The following is a 19,403-nucleotide window of genomic DNA, read 5'->3' as shown; positions in this document are numbered from 1 at the left end:
CCGCACCGGCACGGATAAGGAGTACGACTTGGATCTCGCGACCCTGCGCATGTACCTGACCCCCCTGGCCGAGGGCACCGTCTGGACTCTGGCGCTGTTTTTCTGTTCGGCATTCCTGGCGGTGGCCCTGGGCCTGGTCGTCTGTCTGTGCCGCCTGTCGCCGTCGCGGCTGCTCAGCCGCGGCGCGCGTTTCTACATCGATGTGATACGAGGCACGCCGCTGCTGCTGCAGCTGTTCTACATCTACTACGGCCTGCCCGAGATGGGCGTGGTCATCAATGGCTTCGTCGCCGGCGTGCTGGGGCTGACGCTGAACTTCGGCGCCTATCTGGCCGAACTGTTCCGCAGCGGCATCCAGTCGGTGGACAGCGGCCAGTACGAGGCGGCGCGCGCGCTGGGCCTGGGCAAAGTGCAGCGGCTGCGCCGCATCGTATTGCCGCAGGCGCTGCGCACCGTGTTCCCGGCGCTGGGTAACTACGCGCTGGTGCTGATCAAGGAGACCTCGCTGGTGGCCGTCATCAGCGTCTACGAGTTGATGCGCGCGGGCGAAATGCTGGCGGGCGCCACCTTCCAGGCGCTGACCGTCTACACCATGGTGGGCGTCATCTACTTCGCCATGTGCAGCGTGCTGTCCTACGTGTTCCGCCGTTCCGAAAAGCGCCTGACCGTGCCGGGCTACTGGAGCGGCGCGGGCGAAAACCATGACATTTCCAAGGCCTGATGCGATGGATGGATTGAACTATGCCGCCCCTATCATCACGATGCGGGGCGTTTGCAAATGGTATGGCGACTTCAAGGTGCTGGACGAACTGGCGCTGGAGGTGCTGCCGGGAGAAAAGCTGATCCTGTGCGGGCCGTCCGGTTCCGGCAAGTCGACCACCATCCGGCTCTTGAACCGGCTCGAGGAACACCAGCAAGGCCGCATCGTGGTCGACGGCATCGAACTGAACGACGACCTGAAGAACATCGAGCGCATCCGCGCCGAGGTCGGCATGGTGTTCCAGCACTTCAACCTGTTTCCGCACCTGACCGTGCTGGACAACTGCACGCTGGCGCCGATGCTGGTGAAGGGCGTGCCGCGCGAGGAAGCCGAGGCCCGCGCCATGGAATACCTGGAGCGCGTCAAGATCCCGCAACACGCCTCCAAGTATCCGGGCCAGTTGTCCGGCGGCCAGAAGCAGCGCGTGGCGATCGCGCGGGCGCTGTGCATGCGGCCCAAGATCATGCTGTTCGACGAGCCCACCTCGGCGCTGGATCCCGAAATGGTCAAGGAAGTGCTGGACACCATGGTGGCGCTGGCCCGCGACGGCATGACCATGGTCTGTGTGACGCATGAAATGGGTTTCGCGCGCGAAGTCGGCGACCGCGTGGTCTTCATGGACCAGGGCGCCATCGTCGAGGCCGACACGCCGGACAATTTCTTCCGCGCGCCGCGCACCGAACGCGCGCAGGCCTTCCTGGGGCAGATACTGGGTTGACCGGGTCCTTCAAATTCCGTTTGGCGGAACCTGTGGAATGGTTCCATGACGGCGGCCTGAAATGGCTCTAGCCGGTTTCGGCTACGCTACCTATCATGCATGTCACGCGGGCGCGCATGCGCCCATGCACCGCCAATGGAAAATGATCAGGGAAAAACGATGAACGGCGCTGATAGTCTTTGCGATACCTTGCTGGCCAACGATGTGGACGTTTGCTTCGCGAACCCCGGCACGTCGGAAATGCACTTTGTCGCGGCATTGGATCGCAAACCGAAGATGCGTTGCGTGCTGGGCTTGTTCGAAGGCGTGGTGACGGGCGCGGCCGACGGCTATGCGCGCATGGCCGACAAGCCCGCGGCCACGCTGCTGCACCTGGGGCCGGGGCTGGGCAACGGCCTGGCCAACCTGCACAACGCCAAACGCGCCCGCACGCCCATGGTCAACATCGTGGGCGACCACGCCACCTATCACGTCCAGTACGACGCGCCGCTGACCAGCGACGTCGAAGGCGTCGCGCGTCCGATGTCGCATTGGGTCAAGCGCACCACCAAGGCCGCCGACCTGTCCGCCGACGCCGCCGAAGCCGTGGGCGTGGCGCGCCGCTCGCCGGGCAACATCGCCACGCTGATCCTGCCCGCCGACGCGGCCTGGACGGACCTGCCCGACAATACTGCGCCGGTGCTGGCCAAGAGCGAGGCCCTGGCCCAGACTTCGGCCGAGGCGGTGCGTGCGGCGGTTGCCGCGATCCGCTCGGGTGAAGTCACGACGTTGATGCTGGGCGGTTCCGCGCTGCGCGAGCGCGCGCTGAACGCCGCCGGCCGCATCGCGCGCGCCACCGGCGTGCGGCTTGTGTCGGAAACCTCAAACCGCCGCATCGAACGCGGCGGCTCGCGGACGCCGGTGGACCGCCTGCCGTATCCGATCGACCTGGCGGTGGCCAAGCTGAAGGATGTACGCCATCTGGTGCTGGTCGGGGCGAAAGCGCCCGTCGGCTTTTTCGCCTATCCCGGCAAGCCCAGCCTGCTGGCGCCGCCCGACTGCCAGCAGGTGGTGCTGGGCACGCCCGAGCAGGACCTGGCGCATGCGCTGGAGTGGCTGGCCGACGAGCTCGGCATCGCCCAGGACGCGCCGCGCCTGGCCGCCGCTCCCGCCAACTACGAGGTGCCGCAGTCCGGCAAGCTGACCGGCGCCGCCGTCAACATCCTGGTCGCACACCATCTGCCGGAGCAGGCCATCGTCTGCGACGAGTCCATCACCCAAGGCCGCGAATTCCCCCTCTACAGCGTCAACAGCGCGCCGCACGATTGGCTCATGCTGACGGGCGGCGCCATCGGCATCGGCCTGCCCCTGGCGACCGGCGCCGCCGTCGCCTGCCCGGACCGCAAGGTCGTCACCCTGCAAGCCGACGGCAGCGGCATGTACACCTTGCAGGCGCTGTGGACGCAAGCGCGCGAGAACCTGGATTGCCTGACGGTGATCCTGGCCAACCGTTCCTATGCCACGCTGCACGGCGAAATGAAGAACGTGGGCGTGCAGGAACCCGGACGCAACGCCCGCCGCATGCTGGACCTGGAGGAACCGTACCTGGACTGGACGCATCTGGCGCGCGGCATGGGCGTGGAAGCGGTCAGCGTGGATACGGCGGAAGGATTCGCGCGCGCGCTGCAGGAAGGCCTGAAGCGCCGCGGCCCGTTCCTGATCGAAGCGGTGATCTAAACGCCCAGATAGCGCGTCAGCTGCTCGGGCTGCCGGGCCAGCGACGCGCTGTCGCCGTCTTGCACGATCTGGCCTTTTTCCATCACCAGGCAGCGGTCGGTGTGTTCCAGCACCGCCCGGTAATTGCGGTCCACGATCAGCGTGGACATGCCGCTGGCGCGAATCTGCCGGATGATTTTCCAGATTTCGGCCACGATCAGCGGCGCCAGCCCCTCGGTGGCCTCGTCCAGGATCAGCAGTTCGGGATTGGTCATCAGGGCCCGGCCGATGGCCAGCATTTGCTGTTCGCCCCCCGATAGCTGCTGGCCGCCATGCCCCAGACGTTCCCGCAGGCGCGGAAATACTTCCAGCACGCGGGCGTAGGTCCAGTCCTGGCGGCCGTCGCGGCCGGCGCGCGCGGCCACCTGCAGGTTCTCTCGCACGTTCAGGTTGGGAAAGATGCCGCGCCCTTCGGGCACGTAGGCCAGGCCCATGCGGGCGATGGCGTGCGGCTGCGCGCGGGTGCAGTCGCGGCCGTCCACGCGCACGCTGCCATGGGCGCTTCTGACGTGGCCCATCAGGCTGCGGATCAGCGTGGTCTTGCCCATTCCGTTGCGGCCCACCAGGCCTACGGATTCTCCTGGCGCGATATGCATGTCTATGCCGCGCAGCACGTGGCTGGCGCCGTAATAGACGTGCAGGCCGCCCGTTTCGATCAATGCGGTCATACGCTGGCTCCATGGCTGTCTTCGCCCAGGTAGGCGGTGCGCACGTCCGGGTTGGCGCGGATCGCGGCGGGCGCGCCGCTGGCGATGGCGGCGCCGTTGACCATGACGGTAATGGTCTCGGCAACGCGGAAGACCGCGTCCATGTCATGCTCCACCAGCAGGATGGCGTGGCCGGGCTTGAGCGCGTCCAGCAGCTCCAGGATGCGGTCGGTTTCCTCGGGACCCATGCCGGCCAGGGGTTCGTCCAGCAGCAGCACTTGCGGTTCGCCCGCCAGGCACATGGCGATCTCCAACTGGCGCTTGCGGCCATGCGGCAGCAGCCCGGCCTCGCGCGCGGCGTCATCGGCCAGGCCGGTGCGTTCCAGCGCGTGGCGCGCCAGCTCGGCGCTGTGGCGGCATTCCGTGGCCGGGCGCCACCAGTGCCAGAAGCGCTGGCGGCGCGCCTGCGCGGCCAACCGGCAGTTTTCGAACACGCTCAGTTCGGGAAAGATGGTGGACCGCTGGTAGCTGCGGCCCAGGCCCGCGCGGGCCCGGTCGGGCTGGCGCCAGGTCGTGATGTCGCGCCCGCCCAGCATGACCTGGCCGCTGCTGGGCGCGAGTTCGCCCGAAAGGATGTTGATCAGCGTGGACTTGCCCGCGCCGTTGGTGCCGATGACGGCGTGGACCTGGCCGCGCTGCAATTGCAGCGACACGCCGTTCACCGCCATCAGGCCGCCGAAGCGGCGCGTGACCGCGCTTGCGGCAAGCAGGACGTCAGACATGGGGCTCTCCCTGGATGGGCAGGCGGGCGGAGGCGGGCTGGCGGCCGGCATGGGCAGCATCCGGTTTGGGCGCGGCGCGGGCGGCGTCGACGCCAGCGCCGGGTAGGCGCGCCGCGCGCCGTTGGCGCAGTTGCGCCGGCAGTCCCGCCAGGCCATTGGGCAGCAAGGCCACCAGCGCGATGATGGCGATGCCCAGCGGCAGGTGCCAGTGGCGCGCGTATTCGCCGAAAATCTCCTGCGACTGGAACAGTTCCTGCAGCAGCACCAGCGCCACGGTGCCCAGCACCGCCCCGCCCAGGCTGCCCATGCCGCCCAGGATCACCATCAGCAGCACCAGGCCGGATTGTTCCCAGGCCAGCAGCTCGGGCGTGACGAAGCCGTCCTTCAGGGCGAACAGAAAGCCCGCCAGGCTGGCCAGCGTGGCGCCGATGACATAGGCGGCCAGCTTGTACGGATAGGTGGAGTAGCCGGCCGCGCGCATGCGCTGGTCGTTGATGCGGATGCCGGCCAGCGCGGCACCGAAGGGCGAACGCCGCAGCAGCGCCAGGAAGCCCCAGGTCAGCGCCAGGCAGGCCAGCACGAAGAAGTAGAAGGTCCGGGCATCGCCCAGGTCGAACGGCAACCAGCCGCCCAGGGACAGCTCGGGCCGGAAGTACAGGTAGATGCCGTCGCTGCCGCCGCCGATCTTGGTGTCGTGGAACACGTAGTAGGCCATCTGCGAGAAGGCCAGCGTCACCATGATGAAGTACACGCCGCGGGTGCGCAGCGCCAGCGCGCCGGCCGCCAGCGCATAGGCTGCGGCGGCGAGCAGGGCGGCCGGCAGCAGCCACCACAGGCCGGCGGCCTCCGATTCCGGCGACAGCAGCGCCGCCACGTAGGCGCCGATGCCGAAGAAAGCGGCGTGGCCCAGGCTGACCAGTCCCGCGCCGCCCACCAGCAGCTGCAGGCTGAGCGCGAAGATCGCATAGATCATGATCTTGATCGCCAGGCCGGTGTAGTAGTCGCTGCCGCTCCAGGAAAAGGCGGCCAAAGCCAGCAGCGCCGCAATGGGCAAGAGTCGGTTCAACATGGTCAGCCCTGCTTGAACAGCCCTTCGGGCTTGCAAAGAAGTATGAAGGCCATCAGCAGGTACACCAGCACGCCCGCCGCGGACGGGAACAGCACCTGGCCGAAGGTTTCCACCACGCCCACCAGCATCGCGGCCAGGAAGGCGCCGCGGATCGAGCCGATGCCGCCGATCACCACCACCACGAAGCAGATGATGAGCACGCCGTTGCCCATGCCGGGGTAGACCGAGGACACCGGCGCGGCGATGCTGCCCGCCAGGGCCGCCAGCGCCACGCCCGCCGCGAACACCAGGCGGTAGAGCTTGTTGATGTCTATGCCCAGCGATCCGATCATCTCGCGGTTGCTGGCGCCGGCCCGCAGCATCATGCCCAGCCGCGTGCGCGTGATGACCCAGTACAGCAGCAGCGCCACCGCGATGCCGACGGCCGAGATGAACAGCCGGTAGACCGGATAGGTCATGACGTCGCCCAGCGCGATGCTGCCCTGCAGCCAGGCGGGCAGGGGTACGCCGTGCACGTCATTGCCCACCAGGATGCTGCGCAGCTCTTCGAACACCAGGATCAGGCCGTAGGTCATCAGCACCTGCTGCAAGTGGTTGCGCTTGTACAGGTAGCTGAAGAACGCGGCTTCCAGCAGGTAGCCCAGGGCGCCGGCCGCCAGCACGCAGACCGCCAGCGTGGCCAGGAAGCCGCCGCCCAGCCAGCGGTCGACGGCCGGTCCCAGCGCAAACGCCATGTACGCGCCGATCATGTAGAAACTGCCGTGGGCAAGATTGATGATGCCCATGATGCCGAAGATCAGCGTGAGTCCGCTGGCCACCAGGAACAGCAGCAAGCCGTACTGGAAAGCGTTCAGGCTCTGGATGAGCAGGATGCTGATGTCCATGGGGCCTCCCTGTGGCGGATTGTGGTCAGAGCTTGCAGCCGCGGGCCGGATCGGCCAGCTTCTTCACGGCGACATCCACGACCTTGTTTTCCAGTCCGTCGACTCGGCGCAGGTAGATGTCCTGCACGGGGTTGCCCGCGCTGGACAGCGTGAAGGGGCCGCGCGGGCTGTCCACCGTGGCGCCGCGCATGGCCTTGCGGAAGTCTTCCTTCTTGGCGAAGTCGCCCTTCACCGCGGCCAGGCCCGACTGCATCAGCTGCGCCGCGTCATAGCCCTGCACCGCGTAGACGTCCGGCTGCGCCTTGTAGGCCTTGCTGTAGTCGGCGCGGAAGGCGTTGTCGCGCGGCGTGTTCAGGCCGTCGGCATAGTGCAGCGTGGTCAGCAGGCCTTGCGCCGAAGCGCCCTGGGCCTCCAGCGTGCCGTCGGTTAGGAAGCCCGAGCCATACAACGGGATGGTCTTGCCCAGGCCCGCGGCATGGTAGTCCTGCACGAACTTCACGGCGCCGCCGCCCGCAAAGAACGTGAACACCATGTCGGGCTTGAGCGCCGCGATCTCGGTCAGCAGCGGCTGGAATTCCACGTTGGGAAACGGCAGGCTCAGTTCCTTCACGACCTTGCCGCCGGCCTTCTCGAAGCCCTCCTTGAAGCCGCCGATGGCCTCGTCGCCGGCCGCATATTTCCAGGTGATGGTGACGGCCGTCTTGTGGCCCTTGGCAAAGGCCACCGGACCCATGGCGTACGCAGGCTGCCAATTGGTGAACGAGGTGCGGAAGATGCCCGGGCCGCACAGCGGGCCGGTGATGGCGTTGGCGCCCGCGTTGGTCACGATCAGCGTGGTGTCGGCATCCTTGGCGGCCTTGGCCAGCGCCATCGCCACGCCCGAGTGCACGGTGCCGATCAGCACGTCCACCTGGTCGCGCTTGATCAGGCGGTTGGCGTTTTCGGCGGCCTTGGCGGGGTTGGACTCGTCGTCCACCTTGAAGTATTCGATCTCGCGTCCGCCCAGCTTGCCGCCTTGCTCCGCGACATACAGCTTGAAGCCGTTCTCGATGGCGTTGCCCAGCGCGGCATAGGTGCCGCTGTAGGGCAGCATGAAGCCGACCTTGATCTTGTCGGCGGCCTGGGCGCCGGTGGCGGCGAGCGTCAGAGCCGCGGCGAGCGCAGCCCGGGTCAGGGCGTGGTTCATGGTTAGTCTCCGTGCTTGTTATGGGCCGACGCGGGGTCAGCGGGGTTGTGCCAGGCCGCCGACGAAACCGGCGACGGCCTGGATAACGCGGGCCGGCTGATCCTTGTGCGCCGAGTGGCCGCAGTCGGGTAGTTCCAGCAGTTCGGTCTGGGGCGCGAGCCGGCGTATGCCGCGGATCTGCGCCAAGGTGCCGTACTCGTCGTCCACGCCCTGGATGGCCAGCACCGGACAGGCGATGCGGGACAGGTAGTCGTCCAGATTCCAGCGGCGGAAAGCCGGATCCAGCCAGATGTCGTTCCAGCCCCAGAACGCCGAATCCGGGTCCGCGTGATAGCGCCCCAGCCGGGCGCGCAGGTCCGTGTCCAGGTAGGCTTGACGCGCCTGCGCGATGCTGGCGACCGATACGTCTTCGACCAGGATATGGGGCGCGGCGGCGACCACGCCGGCGACGGCGTCCGGATGCATCGCCGCATACAGCAGGGCGATCGAGCCGCCGTCGCTGTGGCCGAACAGCGCCGGCTTGTCGCGCCTGGCCTCCACGCCCAGTGCGCGCAGCAGCGCGGGCAGCACGTCGCGCGCCTCGATGTGCATGAAGTCCACCGGCCGCTTTTCTGCGTGCGGCCGCGGTGTCGACAGTCCGTAGCCGTAGCGCGAGTACACCAGTCCGCGGCAACCGGCTGCCTCGCAGACGCGTAGTGGCCAGTCCTTCCACATGGACACGGAGCCCAGCCCTTCGTGCAGAAATACCAGCAGCGGGGCGCCGGGGCGATCGGCCCCGATCCACTGGCATTCCAGCCGCAGGTCTCGTCCGCCGGCATGGAATTCGGCGAACACGGTCTCGGCCACGGCACAGGCGTTCATAGCGTGGCCTCTTCCAGCTGACGCAGGCGGAAGCGCTGTATCTTCCCGGTGGCCGTCTTGGGCAGTTCTTCCGTGAAATTGATCTGGCGCGGATACTTGAACGGCGCCAGATGCTGCTTCACGTAGTTCTGCAGCGCGGCCCCGGTCTGCGCGTCGGGCTCGAAGCCGGGGCGCAGCACCACATAGGCCTTGGTCTTGACCAGCCCGTCGTGGTCCGGCACGCCGATCACGGCCGCTTCCAGCACGGCCTCGTGCTGCACCAGGATGTTCTCGACCTCCACCGGCGACACGTACTGGCCGCTGACCTTGATCATGTCGTCGCTGCGCCCGGCGTAGGTGTAGTAGCCGTCCGCGTCGCAGGTGTATTTGTCGCCGCTCTTGAGCCAATCGCCCAGGAAGCACTGGCGCGTCTTGTCGCGGTTGTTCCAGTACATCAGCGCCGCGCTGGGACCCTTGATGTAGAGGTCGCCGATGGCGCCGGGCGGCACCAGGGCGCCGTTCTCGTCGCGCAGCTGCACCTCATAACCCGGCACGGGCTTGCCGGTGGTGCCGTAGCGCAGCTGCCCGGTCTGGTTGGAAATGAAGATGTGCAGCATCTCGGTGGAGCCGATGCCGTCCAGGATCTCGCAGCCGAAGTGGCGCGTGTAGCGTTCGCCGATGTCGCGCGGCAGCGCTTCGCCGGCGGACGTGCAGATGCGCATGGCGACCCGTTCGCGCGCCGGCAGGTCGGGCGAGGCCAGCATGCTGGCATACAGCGTGGGCACGCCGTAGAACACGGTGGGCCGGTGCTGCGTCAGGCGCTTGAAGACCGCCTGCGGCGTGGGGCGTTCGCCCATCAGGATCACGGTCGCGCCCACCGACAGCGGGAAGGTCAGGCCGTTGCCCAGGCCGTAGGCGAAGAACAGCTTGGCGGCCGAGAACGCCACGTCGTCCTCGCGTATGCCCAGCACGGGCTTGGCATAGAGTTCGGCCGTGTGCCAGAGATTGCCGTGGGTGTGGACCACGCCCTTGGGCTTGCCGGTGGAGCCGGACGAATACAGCCAGAACGCAATCTCGTCGGACAGGGTGCGCGCCGCCGGCGCCAGGGGCGCGGCGGCCAGCAGCGCTTCGAATTCGCGCGCGCCCTCGGGCAAGGGGCCGGCGGGCTGCGACACCACCAGGTGCTCGACGTCGGCGGGGGCCTGCTCCAGCGCGGCCTGCACCACGGGCAGCAAGGCGCCCGATGCGAACACGGCGCGTACGCGGCTGTGGCCGATGATGTAGGCGTAGTCGTCGGCGGTGAGCAGGGTGTTCACGGCCACCGGCACCACGCCCGCATGCAGCGCGCCTAGAAACACTACCGGCCAATCGACGGTGTCCTGCATCAGCAGCAGGATGCGCTCCTCGCGCCGCAGGCCCAGTTGGCGCAGCATGCCGGCCATGCGCGCCACCCGTTCCGCCAGTTCGCCGTAGCTGATCTGGCGCGTGTCGTCGATGTAGGCTGGCTTGGCTGCGCGCGGCGCATTCAGCGCCGCCAGGTGGCTGGCGAAGTTGAGTTCGGCGGGACAGGCGTTCACGGTTGTCTCCTGATGTCCTGTGGGGTGGAAGCCGCGCTATGTGTTTTTTTCTGGCGGCGGGGCGGGCGCTAGGACCGCGTGAAATCGATGGCGCCGCCCGGCAGCAGGTACAGCACCAGCGCGCGGCCGCCGCTCACGGTTGGGCTGTGCGCGCTGCCGGGGCCGTAGACCAGCCAGCCGGCGCCGTGGCCGTCGAAGCTGGCGCCTTCGGTCAGCGGCATGATCATGTCGATCTCGCCATTGGGGTGCGCGTGGTGCGGACCGGCAAGATCGTTCATGTCCACCACGTCCACCGAGCAGTCCGCCAGGTCGGGCGCCGGCTTGATGACGCGGCCGTAGCGGATGCCGCCGCCTTCCCGGCTGCACATCCAGCCCTCGGCCACGCCCTGCCTGCAGGTGGCGTATATCTCCTGGAACAGGGCGCTTTGCGGACCGGCCTCGCGGTTCAGGCTTTCCTGCAGCGCCGCGTCCAGCGGCTGGCCTTGCGTCAGGCGCGTGACCTCGCGCATCAGGGCATGGAATTGATCAGGCGTACTCACCGGGCTCCTCCTTTACACTGTCGGCGCTTCAGAATCGACATGAAATCGACTGCTGCTTTTTTGCACATGAGGCGCTTTGGACTGATTGAATGGAAAAATAGTGCTTCCATTGATTATGGTCAAGCACTATAGTGCATAAAACGTGGTAATCAGGGTTTTTGCGGAGTCACGTAAACATGAATCAAGCGCTAGACGCGGCGCCATCCGAACCCAGGCGGGAAGCGTTCCTGGTGGCCTTGGGCGAGCGGGTGCGCCGCCTGCGGGCCATACGCGGCATGACCCGCAAAGGCCTGTCGCAGGTGACAGGCGTATCGGAACGCCACCTGGCCAATCTGGAACATGGGGTGGGCAATGCGTCCATCCTGGTGCTGCTGCAGATTGCCCGAGCCTTCAACTGCGCACTGGCCGAACTGGTGGGCGACGTCACCACCGAATCGCCCGACTGGCTGCTGATCCGCGAGCTGCTCAGCGGCCGCACGGAATCCGACCTGCAGCGCGCGCGCGAGGCCCTGACCCAGCTGTTCGGCGTAGGGGCGGGGGCGCAGCGTCCCAACCGCACGCAGCGCGTGGCGCTGATCGGCCTGCGCGGCGCGGGCAAGTCCACGCTGGGCCAGATGCTGGCCGATGACCTGGGCTACCCCTTCGTGGAGCTGAACCGCGAGATCGAGCGCGTGGCCGGGTGCAGCATCCTGGAGATCCACAATCTGTACGGCCCCAACGCCTACCGCCGCTACGAACGGCGGGCGCTGGAAGAGGCCGTGCAGATCTACCCGGAAATGGTGCTGGCCACGCCGGGCGGGCTGGTGTCCGAGCCCGCCACCCTGAACCTGTTGCTGGCGCATTGCTACACGGTATGGCTGCGCGCCACCCCCGAGGAGCACATGGGCCGGGTCATGGCGCAGGGCGATTTCCGTCCCATGTCGGGTAACAACGAGGCCATGGCCGACCTCAAGCGCATCCTGGCCGGACGCGAAGCCTTCTACGCCAAGGCCGATCTCACGTGGGTCACCAGCAACCTGGACGTGCAGGAAAGCTTTGCCGGCCTGCGCACCCAGGTACGCAAGGCCTGCGGCCTGCCGCTATAGGCGGATTCGATGCCGGTCAGGCCGGCAATATGCATTTTTATGCATGCCCCGCTTGACGGGGCTTTTTTTGTCCTCTAATCTGCACAATAATTCATGTGGTGCAGTATTTTTCCTGTTTTGGCAGGCGTTCGAGGAGACACACTATGAGCAGCACCCTCAACCGGGTTGATTTCCGGACCGACCCCGAGCAGTACCGCCACTGGCGCCTGAGCTTCGACGGCCCGGTCGCCACGCTGGCCATGGATGTTGCCGAGGACGGCGGCCTGCGTCCCGGCTACAAGCTCAAGCTGAATTCCTACGACCTGGGCGTGGACATCGAATTGCATGACGCCTTGCAGCGTATCCGCTTCGAACACCCGGAAGTGCGCACCGTGGTCGTCACCAGCATGAAGGACCGGATCTTCTGCTCCGGCGCCAATATTTTCATGCTGGGCCTGTCCTCGCACGCCTGGAAGGTGAACTTCTGCAAGTTCACCAACGAAACCCGCAACGGCATTGAAGATTCCAGCCGCCACAGCGGCCTGAAGTTCATCGCCGCGCTCAACGGCGCCTGCGCCGGGGGCGGCTACGAGCTGGCGCTGGCCTGCGACGAGATCATGCTGATCGACGACCGCTCGTCCGCGGTCGCGCTGCCCGAGGTGCCGCTGCTGGGCGTGCTGCCCGGCACCGGCGGCCTGACCCGCGTGACCGACAAGCGCCGCGTGCGCCACGACCACGCGGACATCTTCTGCACCCTGGTCGAAGGCGTGCGCGGCCAGCGCGCCAAGGACTGGCGCCTGGTGGACGACGTGGTCAAGCCGGCCCGCTTCGAGAAGGCCGTGCGCGAACGCGCGCAGGCGCTGGCGCAGGGCAGCGACCGCCCGGCGGGCGAGCAGGGCATCGCGCTGACGCCGGTGCAGCGCACGGAAAGCGCCGACGGCCTGTCCTACCGCTATGTGGATATCCAACTGGACCGCGACAGGCGCCAGGCCACCTGGACGGTGCGCGCGCCCGAGGGCGCGGTGCAGACCGAGCTGCAGGACATAGTCGCGGCCGGCGCGGCCTGGTGGCCGCTGCAGATGGCGCGCGAACTGGACGACGCCATCCTGTCGATGCGCACCAACGAGCTGGACATCGGCACCTGGATCATCAAGACCGAAGGCGATGCCGCGCTGGTGCTGGCTGCCGATGCCGCTCTGCAGCAGCATGCTGACCACTGGTTCGTGCGCGAAACCGCCGGCATGCTGCGCCGCACGCTGGCGCGCCTGGACGTGACCTCGCGCAGCCTGTTCGCGCTGATCGAGCCGGGTTCCTGCTTTGCCGGCACCCTGCTCGAACTGGCGCTGGCCGCCGACCGCAGCTACATGCTGGACAACGAAGACGAATCCGCGCCGGCTCAGATCGTGGTGGGCGAACGCAATTTCGGCGCCTATCCGCTGGTCAACGGCCAGAGCCGCGTGCAGCGCCGCTTCTACGAAGAAGAAGCGCCCTTGGAAGCGGTGCGCGCGCGCGCCGGCCAGCCGCTGTCGGCCACCGATGCGCTGGATCTGGGCCTGATCACCTATGCGCCGGACAACATCGATTGGGACGACGAGGTGCGCATGATGCTGGAGGAGCGCCGCGCGCTGTCGCCCGACGCCCTGACCGGACTGGAAGCCAACCTGCGCTTCGGCGGACAGGAAACGATGGAGACCCGCATCTTCGGCCGCCTCACCGCGTGGCAGAACTGGATCTTCAATCGCCCCAACGCCGCCGGCGACAAGGGCGCGCTCAAGCTCTACGGCAAGGGCGAGCAAGCCGCATTCGACTGGAACCGGGTCTGACGGCCCCGCGACACCGCGCCGCGCGACCGCGGCCATCCCAAAGAACAGGAGCGAGACATGTCTGGCATCAACTACACCGATAAGATCCCCAACAACGTCAATCTGTCGGGCGACCGCACCTTGCAGCGTGCGCTGGAACATTGGCAGCCCAACTACCTGCAGTGGTGGCAGGACATGGGGCCAGACGGCTCCCATGGTTTCGACGTCTACCTGCGCACGGCGGTCAGCGTGCAGCCCGACGGCTGGGCGCACTTCGACCACGTCAAGATGCCGGACTACCGTTGGGGTATCTTCCTGGCGCCGCAGGACGGGCAGCGCAAGATCCACTTCGGCGAGAACATGGGCCGCGACGTCTGGCAGGACGTGCCCGGCGAGCATCGCGCCAACCTGCGCCGCATCATCGTCACGCAGGGCGATACCGAGCCGGCCTCGATCGAACAGCAGCGCCACCTGGGCCTGACCGCGCCCTCGCAGTACGACTTGCGCAACCTGTTCCAGATCAACGTCGAGGAAGGCCGCCACCTGTGGGCCATGGTCTACCTGCTGCATCGCTATTTCGGCCGGGATGGCCGCGAAGAGGCGGACGCGCTGTTGCAGCGCAGCTCGGGGGATTCCGACAACCCGCGCATCCTGGGCGCGTTCAACGAGAAGACACCTGATTGGCTGGCCTTCTACATGTTTACCTACTTCACCGACCGCGACGGCAAGTTCCAGCTGTGCGCGCTGGCGGAGTCCAGCTTCGATCCGCTGGCGCGCACCACCAAGTTCATGCTGACCGAGGAGGCGCACCACATGTTCGTGGGCGAATCCGGCATTTCTCGCGTCATCCAGCGCACCTGCGAGGTCATGAACCAGTTGAAGACCGATGACCCGGCCAGCGTGCGCGCGGCTGGCGTGATCGACCTGCCCACCATCCAGCGCTACCTGAACTTCCACTACAGCGTCACCATCGACTTGTTCGGCGCGGACCAGTCGTCCAACGCCGCCATCTTCTACGGCTCGGGCCTGAAGGGCCGCTATGAAGAGAGCAAGCGCACCGACGACCATCAGCTGAAGAACGACACCTACCGCGTGCTGACCGTGGAAAACGGCAAGCTGCGCGAGATCGAGGTGCCGATGCTGAACGCCCTGAACGAAGTGCTGCGCGACGACTTCATCCGCGACTCGGTCGCTGGCATCGGCCGCTGGAACAAGGTCATCGAAAAGAGCGGCTTGCCGTTCCGCCTGCAAGTGCCGCACAAGGCCTTCAACCGCCAGATCGGCACGCTGGCCGGCATCCGCATGTCGCCCGAAGGCGAGATCCTGTCCGAATCGCAATGGCAGGCCAACAGCCACAAATGGCTGCCCACGCCCGAGGATCGCGCCTTCGTCGCGTCGTTGATGGGCCGCGTCACCGAGCCGGGCAAGTTCGCCAACTGGATCGCGCCGCCCGTCATGGGCGTCAACCGACAGCCGGTGAATTTCGAGTACGTCCGTTTCAACTAAAGCGGGGCGGCGGCCGCATTCGCGGCCGCCTACCGGAGCATGGGGAAGACCGAGATGAACGCTCCCTTACCAGCAGAAGTCCTGAAGCAGCACCTGATCGATCCCGAGATCTGCATCCGCTGCAACACCTGCGAAGAAACCTGTCCGATCAAGGCGATCACCCACGACTCGAACAACTACGTGGTGGATCCCGAGATCTGCAACGGCTGCATGGCCTGCGTGCCGCCTTGCCCCACCGGGGCCATCGACAACTGGCGGCTGATGGTGCGCGCCGAAGCCTACGGCGTGCAGGAACAACTGGGCTGGGAAGAATTGCCGGGAGAGAAGGCATTGCCGGAAACGGCCGCCGCCGCGCCAGCCGGCGGCGAGCCTGATGCGCAGCAGCCTGTCGCGCCCGCGCCGTCAACCGCGCCCGGTGCGACGGTCCCGCCGTGGTCCGCCGCCCATCCCTACGTCAACCTGTACACGCACAAGACGCCCATGACTGCCACCGTGGTCGGCAACTACCGCGTGACCGGCGCCGACACGGAAAGCGATATCCACCATATCGTGCTCGACTTCGGCGACCTGCCGTTTCCCGTGCTGGAAGGGCAGTCCATCGGCATCCTGCCGCCGGGCGTGGATGCGCAGGGCCGGGCGCATCACGCGCGCCAGTATTCTTTGGCCAGTCCGCGCGACGGCGAACGGGCCGGCTATAACAATCTCTCGCTGACGGTGAAACGCGTCACCGAGGATCATGCGGGCGCCGCCGCGCACGGCGTATGTTCGAATTACCTGTGCGACCTGGCCAAGAACGACAAGGTGCAGGTGATCGGACCGTTCGGCCATACTTTCCTGATGCCCAACCACCCCCGTGCCAATCTCATCATGATTTGCACCGGCACGGGTTCGGCGCCCATGCGCGCCATGACGGAACGCTACCGCCGCCGCATCGAGACCGGCGAGAACGGCAGGCTGCTGCTGTTCTTCGGCGCGCGCACCGAGCGCGAGCTGCCGTATTTCGGGCCGTTGATGAAGCTGCCGCGCGATTTCATCGACATCAATCTGGCGCTGTCGCGCGAAACCGGGCAACCCAAGCGTTACGTGCAGGACCTGATCCGCGACCGCGCGGGCGTGGTGCGCGAACTGCTGGCGGACCGCAATACCTGCATCTACGTGTGCGGCTTGAAGGGCATGGAAGTGGGCGTGCTGGACGCCCTGCGCGACGTGACGATGCAGGCGGGCCAGGATTGGTCTATCCTGCATGATGCATTGCGCCGCGAAGGGCGCCTGCATTTCGAAACGTACTGAATCCACAAACATGCGTGGCAATCGGCGCGCGCTGGCGCGCCGATTGCATTTGCGGGGGGAATCCACAAAATGAAGTTCGCCGAGTTCAAGGACGGCATGGTCATCAAGGGCGGTCCGGTCACCCTGACGGAAGCCGAAATCCTGGAGTTCGCACGCAAGTACGATCCCCAGTGGTTCCACACGGATCCCAAGCGCGCCTCCGAAGGCCGTTGGGGCGGGCTGATCGCCAGCGGCTGGCATACCTGCGCGCTGGCCATGCGCATGGCCGTGGACGCGGCGCTGCACGATTCCGAATCCTTTGGTTCGCCCGGCCTGGGCGAGGTGCGCTGGCGCACGCCGGTGCGTCCGGGCGACACCCTGCGCCTGGAAGCGCGCGTGCAGGGCGTGCGCACCTCGTCGTCGCGTCCGGACCTGGGCATCATCACCTGGGCCTGGACGGTCCTGAACCAGCACGACGAAGGCGTGCTGGAACTGGACGCGACCAGCCTGTTCGATCTGTCCGGCGAAAACTGAGGCTGGCCGTCTAGCGCTTGCCTGTCTGCTTCAGGATGGCGGCGGCTTCAGGACCGGCCGCTGCCTTCCAGTTCTTGACCGAGTCCGCCGCAGCATCCTTCAGCGCGCGCTGCACGGGCAGGGGCACCGACGTATTGATTGCCACGCCGTTCTTGCGCATGTTGGCGTAGTTCTGCTGCAGGCGGCCGTCGATGCGCTTCCATTGTTCGGTTTCGGTCTGCGCCGCGGCCTGGTCGATGGCGCGGCGCGTGCGCGCATCCAGCGCCTGGTAAGCCTGCAGGTTCATCGTCGCCACCGAGATCGGCATGGCGTAGTTGATCTCCGCGAAGTTGGGCAGGTGCTCCCAGAGCTTGCGGCCCGCGCCGCCGTCGCCTGAGGACAGCACCGCGTTGACCTCGCCCGAGGCGATCAACGGCATCGCGTCCGCGAAGGAGATGTTCTGCGCGCGGGCGCCGGCCTTCTGCATGACGTCCTGCGACGTGGCGTCGTAGGTGCGGATGCTCAGCTTCTTCAAGGCCGCGACGCTGTCCAGTTTCCGCTTGGACCAGATGCCGGACGCGGGCCACGGCGTGGTGTAGAGCAGCTTCTGCCCATGCGCCGCCAACAGCTTCTCGTAGGCGGGGCGGGCGGCCTTGTTCAGGTTGCGGGCCTTGGACAGCGAGTCCGCCAGAAAGGGCAGGGACGACACGCCGAACAAGGGATACTTGGCCGCCAGCGCGCCGGCGAAGGCGTCGCCCGCATCCACCTTGCGCGCTTGCACCGCATCGATCATGTCGGCCGACTTGATCCCCTTGGACGCGTCATAGCTGGCGTCGATGACCACGTTGCCCGCCGTCTTGGCGCGGACCAGCTCGGCAAAGGTGGATACGCCTTGTCCGGGCATGGAGGTGGCCGGGTACTCGGTAGTCATCGTGAGGGTGGTGGCGGCGTAGGCGCCATGCGCCATGAACGCCATGGCGATGCCCGTCATCAGGCGGAGGGTGGGACAGCTTTGCATGCGCGGCTCCTGGGCTTGGGGGGAAACCTGGTCGGGACACGCGACAAGGCGCGGGAGCGCCCGGCCCGGTGCCTGGCCGATGCCGCAAAGCGTACGGCGAGTACCACGGCTCGCCTATACGGGCTTTCGGCAATGCGCGGGGCGTATCGGCGGCCATGTGGCGCCGGCGAATAAAAAGGCCGCCCCGAGGGGCGGCCTTTTGGGGCTTGCAACCAGTCAGACGATCAATAGAACGCCTGGATGCCGGTCTGCGCGCGGCCCAGGATCAGGGCGTGCACGTCGTGGGTGCCTTCGTAGGTGTTGACCACCTCCAGGTTCACCAGGTGGCGGGCCACGCCGAATTCGTCGGAGATGCCGTTGCCGCCGAGCATGTCGCGCGCCAGGCGGGCGATGTCCAGCGCCTTGCCGCAGGAATTGCGCTTCATGATGGAGGTGATTTCGACGGCGGCGGTGCCTTCGTCCTTCATGCGGCCCAGGCGCAGGCAGCCTTGCAGGGCCAGCGTGATTTCGGTCTGCATGTCGGCCAGCTTCTTCTGGATCAGCTGGTTGGCGGCCAGGGGGCGGCCGAACTGCTTGCGGTCCAGCGTGTACTGGCGGGCGGTGTGCCAGCAAGCTTCGGCGGCGCCCACGGCGCCCCAGGCGATGCCGTAGCGGGCCGAGTTCAGGCAGGTGAACGGACCCTTCAGGCCGGACACGCCGGGCATCATCTGGTCGGCGGACACTTCCACTTCGTCCATGACGATTTCACCGGTGATCGAGGCGCGCAGGCCGACCTTGCCGTGGATGGCGGGGGCCGACAGGCCCTTCATGCCCTTTTCCAGGATGAAGCCGCGGATCTTGCCGTCGAAGTCGCCGCCGACGCACTTGGCCCACACCACGAAGACGTCGGCGATGGGAGAGTTGGTGATCCACATCTTGTTGCCGGAAATCTTGTAGCCGTCGGACGTCTTGACGGCGCGGGTTTCCATGCCGCCGGGGTCGGAGCCGTGGTTGGGTTCGGTCAGGCCGAAGCAGCCGATCCATTCGCCGCGGGCCAGCTTGGGCAGGTATTTCTGCTTCTGCGCTTCGCTGCCGAATTCGTTGATCGGCACCATCACCAGGGACGACTGCACGCTCATCATGGAGCGGTAGCCGGAGTCGATGCGTTCGACTTCGCGGGCGATCAGGCCGTAGCTGACGTAGTTCAGGCCGGCGCCGCCGTATTCGACGGGGATGGTGGCGCCCAGCAGGCCCAGTTCGCCCATTTCGGAGAAGATGGCCGGGTCGGTCTGTTCGTTGCGGAACGCGTTCAGCACGCGCGGGGCGAGCTTGTCCTGCGCATAGGCGTAGGCTGCGTCACGCACCATGCGTTCTTCTTCGGTCAGTTGCTGGTCCAGCAACAGGGGGTCTTGCCAGTGAAAGGAAGGATTCGAGGACATGCTGGGTCTCCGCTATGGATTTCGGAATGCTAGAAAGTTTAAACCTAAAATAATTC

Annotated in this window: 18 protein-coding genes; 8 read left to right on the top strand and 10 right to left on the bottom strand. The window is 66.7% G+C overall.

The features are described from left to right. The first annotated feature begins 28 nt into the window (after positions 1 to 28). From ACZ5YA_RS14295 to ACZ5YA_RS14285, 3 genes are all read left to right on the top strand, one after another. Positions 29 to 721, top strand: a complete 693-nt coding sequence (locus ACZ5YA_RS14295; protein ID WP_059380198.1) for an amino acid ABC transporter permease — start codon at positions 29 to 31, stop codon at positions 719 to 721. Positions 722 to 725: 4 nt separating this feature from the next. Then, positions 726 to 1,478 (top strand): amino acid ABC transporter ATP-binding protein, encoded by a 753-nt coding sequence (locus ACZ5YA_RS14290; protein ID WP_464092687.1) that lies wholly within the window; start codon positions 726 to 728, stop codon positions 1,476 to 1,478. Positions 1,479 to 1,637: 159 nt separating this feature from the next. Next, on the top strand, positions 1,638 to 3,194 hold the full coding sequence (locus tag ACZ5YA_RS14285; RefSeq protein WP_464092686.1) for an acetolactate synthase large subunit: 1,557 nt from the start codon (positions 1,638 to 1,640) through the stop codon (positions 3,192 to 3,194). Here the strand turns inward: ACZ5YA_RS14285 and ACZ5YA_RS14280 are convergent. The 8 genes from ACZ5YA_RS14280 to ACZ5YA_RS14245 form a co-directional block, all read right to left on the bottom strand. Further along, positions 3,191 to 3,901 carry an ABC transporter ATP-binding protein gene (locus ACZ5YA_RS14280; RefSeq protein WP_118932777.1) on the bottom strand — a complete coding sequence of 237 codons (711 nt, stop codon included), beginning with the start codon at positions 3,899 to 3,901 and terminating at the stop codon, positions 3,191 to 3,193. The two genes, ACZ5YA_RS14285 and ACZ5YA_RS14280, sit on opposite strands and share 4 nt — an antisense overlap. Continuing rightward, entirely contained in the window at positions 3,898 to 4,662 is a 765-nt protein-coding gene (locus ACZ5YA_RS14275) for an ABC transporter ATP-binding protein (protein WP_464092685.1), read from the bottom strand. The genes ACZ5YA_RS14280 and ACZ5YA_RS14275 overlap by 4 nt, the downstream gene beginning before the upstream one ends. Next, on the bottom strand, positions 4,655 to 5,731 hold the full coding sequence (locus tag ACZ5YA_RS14270; protein WP_464092684.1) for a branched-chain amino acid ABC transporter permease: 1,077 nt from the start codon (positions 5,729 to 5,731) through the stop codon (positions 4,655 to 4,657). The genes ACZ5YA_RS14275 and ACZ5YA_RS14270 overlap by 8 nt, the downstream gene beginning before the upstream one ends. Before the next feature lie 2 nt (positions 5,732 to 5,733). Next, positions 5,734 to 6,615, bottom strand: coding sequence for a branched-chain amino acid ABC transporter permease (locus ACZ5YA_RS14265; RefSeq protein ID WP_042794742.1), 882 nt, complete (start codon positions 6,613 to 6,615; stop codon positions 5,734 to 5,736). 25 nt (positions 6,616 to 6,640) lie between these two features. After that, positions 6,641 to 7,801 carry an ABC transporter substrate-binding protein gene (locus ACZ5YA_RS14260; RefSeq protein WP_059380192.1) on the bottom strand — a complete coding sequence of 387 codons (1,161 nt, stop codon included), beginning with the start codon at positions 7,799 to 7,801 and terminating at the stop codon, positions 6,641 to 6,643. Between the two features lie 36 nt (positions 7,802 to 7,837). Further along, entirely contained in the window at positions 7,838 to 8,662 is an 825-nt protein-coding gene (locus ACZ5YA_RS14255) for an alpha/beta fold hydrolase (protein WP_464092683.1), read from the bottom strand. After that, the gene (locus tag ACZ5YA_RS14250; protein WP_464092682.1) at positions 8,659 to 10,218 is read right to left on the bottom strand and encodes a benzoate-CoA ligase family protein; all 1,560 of its coding nucleotides are present in this window, start codon (positions 10,216 to 10,218) and stop codon (positions 8,659 to 8,661) included. Before ACZ5YA_RS14250 ends, ACZ5YA_RS14255 begins: the two co-directional genes overlap by 4 nt. 68 nt (positions 10,219 to 10,286) lie before the next feature. Further along, positions 10,287 to 10,757 (bottom strand): DUF4863 family protein, encoded by a 471-nt coding sequence (locus tag ACZ5YA_RS14245; RefSeq protein ID WP_059380189.1) that lies wholly within the window; start codon positions 10,755 to 10,757, stop codon positions 10,287 to 10,289. Between the two features lie 176 nt (positions 10,758 to 10,933). On the opposite strand from ACZ5YA_RS14245, the gene ACZ5YA_RS14240 reads away from it, so the two are divergent. The 5 genes from ACZ5YA_RS14240 (at position 10,934) to ACZ5YA_RS14220 (ending at position 16,932) form a co-directional block, all read left to right on the top strand. Continuing rightward, positions 10,934 to 11,842, top strand: a complete 909-nt coding sequence (locus ACZ5YA_RS14240; RefSeq protein WP_059380188.1) for a helix-turn-helix transcriptional regulator — start codon at positions 10,934 to 10,936, stop codon at positions 11,840 to 11,842. A 143-nt stretch (positions 11,843 to 11,985) separates the two neighbouring features. Further along, positions 11,986 to 13,644 (top strand): 2,3-epoxybenzoyl-CoA dihydrolase, encoded by a 1,659-nt coding sequence (gene boxC, locus ACZ5YA_RS14235; RefSeq protein WP_464092681.1) that lies wholly within the window; start codon positions 11,986 to 11,988, stop codon positions 13,642 to 13,644. Between the two features lie 57 nt (positions 13,645 to 13,701). Next, entirely contained in the window at positions 13,702 to 15,129 is a 1,428-nt protein-coding gene (gene boxB, locus ACZ5YA_RS14230) for a benzoyl-CoA 2,3-epoxidase subunit BoxB (RefSeq protein ID WP_419340830.1), read from the top strand. 54 nt (positions 15,130 to 15,183) lie between these two features. Continuing rightward, the gene (boxA, locus tag ACZ5YA_RS14225) at positions 15,184 to 16,419 is read left to right on the top strand and encodes a benzoyl-CoA 2,3-epoxidase subunit BoxA (protein ID WP_059380212.1); all 1,236 of its coding nucleotides are present in this window, start codon (positions 15,184 to 15,186) and stop codon (positions 16,417 to 16,419) included. A 69-nt stretch (positions 16,420 to 16,488) separates the two neighbouring features. Then, positions 16,489 to 16,932, top strand: a complete 444-nt coding sequence (locus ACZ5YA_RS14220; RefSeq protein WP_059380185.1) for a MaoC family dehydratase — start codon at positions 16,489 to 16,491, stop codon at positions 16,930 to 16,932. A 10-nt stretch (positions 16,933 to 16,942) separates the two neighbouring features. Here ACZ5YA_RS14220 and ACZ5YA_RS14215 read toward each other — a convergent pair whose 3' ends face one another. Continuing rightward, positions 16,943 to 17,929 carry a TRAP transporter substrate-binding protein gene (locus tag ACZ5YA_RS14215; RefSeq protein WP_464092680.1) on the bottom strand — a complete coding sequence of 329 codons (987 nt, stop codon included), beginning with the start codon at positions 17,927 to 17,929 and terminating at the stop codon, positions 16,943 to 16,945. Positions 17,930 to 18,153: 224 nt separating this feature from the next. After that, complete coding sequence (locus ACZ5YA_RS14210; RefSeq protein ID WP_054451413.1) at positions 18,154 to 19,347, bottom strand: acyl-CoA dehydrogenase; 1,194 nt, start codon at positions 19,345 to 19,347, stop codon at positions 18,154 to 18,156. Between the last annotated feature and the right edge of the window lie 56 nt (positions 19,348 to 19,403).

The organism is Achromobacter sp. JCM 18799, from assembly GCF_055395645.1.
Note: the sequence above shows the minus strand (reverse complement) of the source record. Positions and strands in the feature narration are given on the sequence as shown.

Coding starts and splice junctions, on each gene's coding strand:
- ACZ5YA_RS14280 (WP_118932777.1), bottom strand. CDS start 3,901: ATGACCGCATTGATCGAAACGGGCGGCCTGCACGTCTATTACGGCGCC.
- ACZ5YA_RS14240 (WP_059380188.1), top strand. CDS start 10,934: ATGAATCAAGCGCTAGACGCGGCGCCATCCGAACCCAGGCGGGAAGCG.
- boxB (WP_419340830.1), top strand. CDS start 13,702: ATGTCTGGCATCAACTACACCGATAAGATCCCCAACAACGTCAATCTG.
- ACZ5YA_RS14275 (WP_464092685.1), bottom strand. CDS start 4,662: ATGTCTGACGTCCTGCTTGCCGCAAGCGCGGTCACGCGCCGCTTCGGC.
- ACZ5YA_RS14255 (WP_464092683.1), bottom strand. CDS start 8,662: ATGAACGCCTGTGCCGTGGCCGAGACCGTGTTCGCCGAATTCCATGCC.
- boxC (WP_464092681.1), top strand. CDS start 11,986: ATGAGCAGCACCCTCAACCGGGTTGATTTCCGGACCGACCCCGAGCAG.
- ACZ5YA_RS14265 (WP_042794742.1), bottom strand. CDS start 6,615: ATGGACATCAGCATCCTGCTCATCCAGAGCCTGAACGCTTTCCAGTAC.
- ACZ5YA_RS14270 (WP_464092684.1), bottom strand. CDS start 5,731: ATGTTGAACCGACTCTTGCCCATTGCGGCGCTGCTGGCTTTGGCCGCC.
- ACZ5YA_RS14210 (WP_054451413.1), bottom strand. CDS start 19,347: ATGTCCTCGAATCCTTCCTTTCACTGGCAAGACCCCCTGTTGCTGGAC.
- ACZ5YA_RS14215 (WP_464092680.1), bottom strand. CDS start 17,929: ATGCAAAGCTGTCCCACCCTCCGCCTGATGACGGGCATCGCCATGGCG.
- ACZ5YA_RS14260 (WP_059380192.1), bottom strand. CDS start 7,801: ATGAACCACGCCCTGACCCGGGCTGCGCTCGCCGCGGCTCTGACGCTC.
- ACZ5YA_RS14290 (WP_464092687.1), top strand. CDS start 726: ATGGATGGATTGAACTATGCCGCCCCTATCATCACGATGCGGGGCGTT.
- ACZ5YA_RS14220 (WP_059380185.1), top strand. CDS start 16,489: ATGAAGTTCGCCGAGTTCAAGGACGGCATGGTCATCAAGGGCGGTCCG.
- boxA (WP_059380212.1), top strand. CDS start 15,184: ATGAACGCTCCCTTACCAGCAGAAGTCCTGAAGCAGCACCTGATCGAT.
- ACZ5YA_RS14285 (WP_464092686.1), top strand. CDS start 1,638: ATGAACGGCGCTGATAGTCTTTGCGATACCTTGCTGGCCAACGATGTG.